Raw genomic sequence first — 6,543 nt, forward strand, 5'->3', positions numbered from 1 at the left:
TTTATCTTGAAATTGATCTGGAGCATCCCTGAGCGATGGGTGCACGAAAAATTTGCTCGCCATACGCGCGCGTCGTCACAATCACTTGAGTTTTTTGAGAAAAGTTGGCTAATTGAACGTCTCCTGCGCACTTGCTTGCCAGTTTTGAGTTCTTTGTTTACATTTCGTACCATCATGAAGACCATCAGGGCAAACAACGATCCTGGGGGCATAAGTTGGGGTAGCCAAAAGAAGATGAACACGGAACGCGTGGGGCCTATAGTCGGTGCTGAACGACCTCGTGCTTTTTTGAGGTGGGCTGGTAGTAAGAAGCAGTTACTTCCTGAAATTTCCAAGTATTGGCACTCTGATTACGCTAGGTATATCGAACCCTTTTGCGGGTCCGCTTCGCTTTTTTTTGAATTGCTTCCACAGCAAGCTGTGCTATCTGATATTAATTCAGATTTGATTGATACGCTTAGGGCTGTCAAAATTTCTCCCGATCTCGTTAGTGAGTGTCTGGCGAGACTTAAAACTGACGAAAAGACGTATTATGAAATACGAGCGCAACAACCCTATGATCTTGCGCCAGTTCAGCGTGCTGCTCGCTTTGTTTATTTGAATCTTTTGTGCTTCAATGGGCTTTATCGGGTTAATAAGCAGGGGCAATTTAATGTTCCGTATGGCTCGAAGCATCGAAAGAATTTACTGGATCCAGGCGCCATGCGTGCAGTTTCTCGTGCGCTTTCTGCTGCGGATCTAATTTCCCGTGATTTCGAAGCTGCGATCGATGACGCGGTTCCTGGTGATTTTATCTATTTAGATCCTCCGTACGCGACCGCTCAAAAAAGAGCCTTTACTCAATACGACGTAAATAGCTTTTCGCATGGTGATCTCGCTCGGCTGGTTGATGCTTTGAGGCGCGCCGATCTTCGAGGGGTTTCGTTTGTATTGTCTTACGCGGACTATCCAGATTTGATAGATCTTTGTGAGGGATGGTCTGTCTCGAGGGTGACGACGAGGCGGAATATTGCGGGATTTTCTGGATCTAGAAAGAAAATTGATGAAGTATTGATATCCAATGTCGAGCCATCATGAACCCTCAAAATCTACAAGAACTTAGTGTCGATCTTATTGATCGAAATCCCGAAAATCCGCGCATAGTTTTTCGGCCTCAAGAGATGTCGAATCTGATTGAGTCGATTCGAAAGCATGGGGTTCAGGTTCCAATTTCTGTATATCGTCATGGGAAAAGGTATGTCCTGATTGATGGAGAGAGGCGATGGCGTAGTTCTATTAAACTAAATAAAAAGACGATTCCGGCTTTGATTCAGGATGCGCCCGATCAGCTGACGAATCTCTTGTTAATGTTTAATATTCATGCGTTACGTGAGCAATGGGATCTGTTTACTATCGCGCATAAATTGCCGCGAGTTATTGATCTTCTTACCGATCGTTTGGGGCGTTTCCCGGTTGAGCGGGAGATATCTGCGGAAACTGGTTTGGGGTTCGCGATAATTCGCAGATGTAAACTGCTTATGGAGTTGCCTCAGAAGCATAAGGATATCATTCTAAAAGAGCTTCAAAAGCCGAAATCTCAACAGAAGCTCACCGAAGATTTCTACATTGAGATGGAGCGCTCGCTAAAGACGGTCGAGCGCAATATGCCCACGATGGTAAAGGAGTTGGGTAAGGAGAAGATCCGAGAGCGTCTGATCGCGAAATATCGGAGCGGCACGATTACAAATCGTGTTGATTTTAGACAGGTTGCTAAGATTGCTCGGGCGGAAAGAGTTGCGGCTGATCCTGATCAGGCGAAAAAAGCCCTTGTTAAACTCTTTTCGGATAATGATTTCAGTATTGAAAGCGCCTATGAGGAGTCGGTGGGTCATGCCTATCTTGAGCGCGATTTTCAAACGACCACATTTTCATTTGCAAGGCAATTGAAAAATATTGAGCCAGATGATCTTGATGCCGAGATGCTTGAGACGCTCCAGGAATTGCGTGACGATCTCGATCGTCTCTTGGAGGGCAAATGAACGTATATCGCGTACTGCCCAGTCATTTGAACGATACGGCTGATACGGTCTGCAAGTATCTTAGTAATCATCTTGGATTAGCGCCTGGATCGATAAAAATCGAGGGGGAAGTTAATCCGGAAATTGATTTTCGCCCTACACTGCATGCTGTAACGAAAGAGAAGCAAATTGTTTGTGTTGAGATAGTGGAGGTTCTTTTTCCTCCGGAGATAAGTAACTTTGTTCTAAGTTGTAGGAATCACAGTATTCCTGCTAGGCTTTATTGTGCCATTCCTGCTGGAACGTTGCAGAATTACGATGCAAAAAGCCTTGCGTTTGCGAATGAGAATGGAATATCGATTTTGGAGGTTAATACGACGACAAAATTGTGTCGTATTCTGAATCAGCCGCCGGTCTCACTCTCGCTTGGAGGGTTGCGGAAGTATAAGTTGTCTGATTATCCGCCGAAATATAGAGCATCGTTAGATTCTGCGATTAATACGTTTAGAGGCGGGGCGCCGGAAAAGGGGTGTTCTGTTGTTTATGATGAATTGGAGAGATTGACGAGGAATATTGGGAAGAAATGTGAGTCTATTCCTGGTGCGTTGAAGAAGACCGGGGCTTGTGATTGGGATAAGATGGCGTGGCATGCCGCTTTGGAGTTTCTTAAGACCAATATTGACCTGGCGTACTCTAAAACACCTCTGCTCAAAGGGCAGCTCTTGAGTCGCCTCATAGGTATTACTGAACTGAGAAACGATGCTGGTCATAAGCCAAAATCAGTTCAAAAGATGATTGAGCGGGATATCGAACTGAAAACACGCTTTGAGTCAGCTATGGACGAACTCGCAAAATTGATAGATGCGGCAAAGCCTTTAAAGGTTTGACGCAGGAGTTAGTGCGGTAGCCTCGCGAGTCCTGAGATGGAATTACTTTTTCCCCGGGATCGCGAGGTGCTAGGTAATGCCATATCTTCATGTCCTGAACGAAAGCGATAGAGCGATTTTTATCTTTTCATCGCCCTATTGACGCAAAGTATGCAGTCCACTGCAAGCTCCATGTGCGGAGGCTCGATACATTCTTATTTTCATATCTCAGATCAAACGTGGCTGACGCACTCGCCGACCTCATCGCACCCCATCTCGACGTCCTGTTCTGCGGGATCAATCCCGGCCTGCTCGCGGCCGCGACCGGCCATCACTTCGCGGGGCGAAACAACCGCTTCTGGCGCGTGATCCATCTCGCGGGCTTCACGCCGACGGAACTTTCGCCGCAGGACGATCGCGCGATACTCGGTTACGGCTGCGGGCTGACGGCCGTGGTGTCGCGGCCGACCGCGAGCGCCGATCAACTGTCGCGCGCGGAATTCGCGGCCGCGGGCGCCGGGTTCGAGCAGAAGGTCGCGCAGCATGCGCCGCGCTTCGTCGCGTTTCTCGGCAAGGCCGCGTATTCGGCGCTGTCGGGGCAACGCGAGGTCGCGTGGGGATTGCAGCCGGCCCGCATTGGGCATGCACGCGTGTGGGTGCTGCCGAACCCCAGCGGCAGAAACCTCGCATTCGGGCTCGACGATCTGGTCGACGCGTATCGCGAGCTTCATCTCGCGGCGATGACGGAGCGGCACGATGCGACGCAGTAAGCCGCCGGCGCCATGGCCGGGCGCCATCGTCCCGCGCGCATTCTTCAACCGCATGGCCACCGAGGTGGCGCCGCAATTGCTCAACAAGATCCTCGCGTCCGCGGACGGCCGGGCCGGCCGCATCGTCGAAGTGGAAGCGTATGCGGGCGCGCTCGATCCGGCCGCGCACACCTATCGCGGCAAGACGCCGCGCAACGCGACGATGTTCGGGCCGCCCGGGCACTTCTACGTGTATTTCACGTACGGGATGCACTGGTGCTGCAACTGCGTGTGCGGCCCGGACGGCGCCGGAACGGGCGTGCTGATCCGTGCGCTGGAGCCGCTGCACGGGCTCGACCAGATGCGGGCGGCGCGGCCGCCGCGCACGCGCGATCGCGACCTGTGCCGCGGGCCGGCCCGGCTGACGCAGGCGATGGGGATCGGCGGCGCGCAGGATGGCGTCGACCTGGTCGGCGCGCGCGACGGGTTCGCGATCGTCGACGACGGGATGGCGCCGCCCCCCGATCTGGCGGGCGGGCCGCGCATCGGCATTCGCGTCGGCCAGGAGCTGCCGTGGCGGTGGAGCGTGCCCGGCAACCGGTACGTGTCGGGCGCCGTGCCGCGCGTCTGACACGTCGCGCGTCCAAGTCGCGTACTCGTCGCGTCCAATTCGACCTGCGTCACGCGGTCGCCATTATTGATCGGCTAAGCTGGCCGTTTCGACGTTTCGATCGAGGAGGCACCATGCGGCGGGTCGTATTCAACCAGAAGGGCGGCGTGGGCAAGTCGACGATCGTCTGCAACCTCGCAGCGATCAGCGCGAGCGAAGGGTTGCGCACGCTCGTCATCGATCTCGATGCGCAGGCGAACTCGACGCGCTACCTGCTCGGCGACGCCGCGGACGATGCGCAACCGGGCGTCGCCGGCTTCTTCGAAACCGCGCTGACCTTCAACTTCCGTCCGGTCGACGTCGCGTCGTTCATCCACGCGACCCCGTTCGACGGGCTCGACGTGATGCCCGCGCATCCGGATCTCGACACGCTGCACGGCAAGCTCGAATCGCGCTACAAGATCTACAAGCTGCGCGACGCGCTGAACGAACTCGACATGTACGACGCCGTGTACATCGACACGCCGCCCGCGCTGAATTTCTATACGCGCTCGGCGCTGATCGCGGTCGAGCGCTGCCTGATCCCGTTCGACTGCGACGATTTCTCGCGCCGCGCGCTGTACACGCTGCTCGAGAACGTGAAGGAAATCCAGCAGGACCACAACGCGGCGCTCGAGGTGGAAGGGATCGTCATCAACCAGTTCCAGCCGCGCGCGAGCCTGCCGCAACGGCTGGTCGACGAGCTCGTCGACGAAGGGCTGCCGGTGCTCGCGTCGCGGTTGTCCGCCTCGGTGAAGATCCGCGAATCGCATCAGCAGTCGACGCCGGTGATCCATCTCGAGCCGGCGCACAAGCTCGCGCAGGAGTTCCGCGCGCTGCATCGCGAACTGGCCGGCTGATCCCGCGCGCGACCGCATCGACCGAGGCCGCTTCGAGCGGCCTTTTTTGTCGCGACCGGCCATTCATCCGATTATTGATTTCGTCATTAATAATCAAGAAAACGATTTCACAACAAATCGAGAAAAAATATTACATAAACGATTGCTCCATTTTCAATGGGTGCCGGTTTTCTAATAAGCGGAATAATGAATTGGCAAATATTGCGCCACGTCATGATGCGCTATGCTGCAAAAAGGTAAAAACGCATGGCGGGCCGCTGAGGGTGGCGTCTTGTCTGAGATTTCGCCGCGCCTGCGGCTTCGGCTGCTGGTCAAAAGGGTAATAAGGGTTTATACCTAGTATTAATGCCATTTAATTGACAATTAATCGATCTAGAATGACTTCCTTCCACTGCCCGTGCTCAAACAGGTGCGGGCTGTCAATAAGGAAGCAGCGGTCGATCAAGCTTCCGTTTTTCTTTACGTCGTCTCTCGCATTGCCAACAGGAGCGTGCCCGATGTCCGTATTTGCCCCCGAAAAACTCGCCGCCGATTATCAATCCGGTATCGCCGCGTGGTTTGCGATCGCCCGTCCGGCGATCCACGGTTTCGAGGCTGTCGTCGAACTCAACCTGCAAGCGGCCCGGACGGCGCTCGAGGAATACGAGGACAAGCTGAAGAACGCGTTCAGCAGCAACAACCCGGCCGCGGGCTTCGTGCAGCAGGTCGCGGTGCCGCAGGACGCGGCCGGCAAGGTCGTGTCGTACGGCCGCCATCTGTTCGACATCGCGGTGTCGACGCAGTCCGAATGGGCGAAGGTCGCGCAGGCGCAGTACGAACAGAACGACAAACGCCTGAAGGACGTGCTCGGCGAACTGACGAAGCATGCGCCGGCCGGCTCGGCACCGGTAGTGGCCGCGCTGAATTCGGCGCTGTCGGCGGCGAGCGCCGCGGCCGACTCCGTGCGCGCAGCGACGGGGCAGGCGATCGAGGCGGCGCAGAGCGGCTTCGATGCGGTCAGCGAAACGGCCACGCGCGGCGCGAAGCAGACGGCAGCGGCCGCTCGCAAGGACGCTGCGGCTGCGCGCGACGCGGCTGCGTAACCGCGTGAATGCGTGTCGCGCGCAGGCGCGACACGATTGATCGGCGCCGGATGGCGCCGGCCGCCGCGTGTGCCACGCGCGGTCCGGCAAACATCCGGTTCGCCGCCAGACGCCCGTGCACGGTTGCCCGTGCGGCGGTGTGCCGTGCCGCCGGTGCGGACGGAAGCTGCCCGCCAATACGGCGGCGGGCGGCGCCATCGCCATGTGCGACCGTCTCGTGCCGGCGTCGCCACGACGAACTGATTTCGATGCAGGAACTGAACATGACGGATGTAGTGATCGTATCGGCCGCGCGGACCGCGGTCGGCAAATTCGGCGGCTCGCTCGCGAAGATTGCGGC

Annotated in this window: 7 protein-coding genes; all 7 read left to right on the forward strand. The window is 56.0% G+C overall.

From position 1 onward, the window contains the following. The first annotated feature begins 6 nt into the window (after positions 1–6). Positions 7–1,077, forward strand: coding sequence for a Dam family site-specific DNA-(adenine-N6)-methyltransferase (locus J8I33_RS30975; protein ID WP_209939707.1), 1,071 nt, complete (start codon positions 7–9; stop codon positions 1,075–1,077). Beyond that, entirely contained in the window at positions 1,074–2,018 is a 945-nt protein-coding gene (locus J8I33_RS30980) for a ParB/RepB/Spo0J family partition protein (protein ID WP_209939708.1), read from the forward strand. Before J8I33_RS30975 ends, J8I33_RS30980 begins: the two co-directional genes overlap by 4 nt. Beyond that, positions 2,015–2,884 carry a hypothetical protein gene (locus J8I33_RS30985; RefSeq protein WP_209939709.1) on the forward strand — a complete coding sequence of 290 codons (870 nt, stop codon included), beginning with the start codon at positions 2,015–2,017 and terminating at the stop codon, positions 2,882–2,884. Before J8I33_RS30980 ends, J8I33_RS30985 begins: the two co-directional genes overlap by 4 nt. 218 nt (positions 2,885–3,102) lie before the next feature. Continuing rightward, positions 3,103–3,633: a G/U mismatch-specific DNA glycosylase gene (gene mug, locus J8I33_RS30990; protein ID WP_209939710.1), complete on the forward strand. Its 531-nt coding sequence runs from the start codon at positions 3,103–3,105 to the stop codon at positions 3,631–3,633. After that, positions 3,620–4,243, forward strand: a complete 624-nt coding sequence (locus J8I33_RS30995) for a DNA-3-methyladenine glycosylase (RefSeq protein ID WP_209939711.1) — start codon at positions 3,620–3,622, stop codon at positions 4,241–4,243. Before mug ends, J8I33_RS30995 begins: the two co-directional genes overlap by 14 nt. Positions 4,244–4,356: 113 nt before the next feature. Beyond that, a complete protein-coding gene (locus J8I33_RS31000) occupies positions 4,357–5,121 on the forward strand; it encodes a ParA family protein (protein ID WP_050014907.1) in 765 nt (254 codons plus the stop codon). A 497-nt stretch (positions 5,122–5,618) separates the two neighbouring features. Beyond that, positions 5,619–6,203 (forward strand): TIGR01841 family phasin, encoded by a 585-nt coding sequence (phaP, locus tag J8I33_RS31005; protein ID WP_209939712.1) that lies wholly within the window; start codon positions 5,619–5,621, stop codon positions 6,201–6,203. Positions 6,204–6,543: the final 340 nt, after the last annotated feature.

This window comes from Burkholderia sp. AcTa6-5, assembly GCF_017815075.1.
Classification (GTDB): domain Bacteria; phylum Pseudomonadota; class Gammaproteobacteria; order Burkholderiales; family Burkholderiaceae; genus Burkholderia; species Burkholderia sola.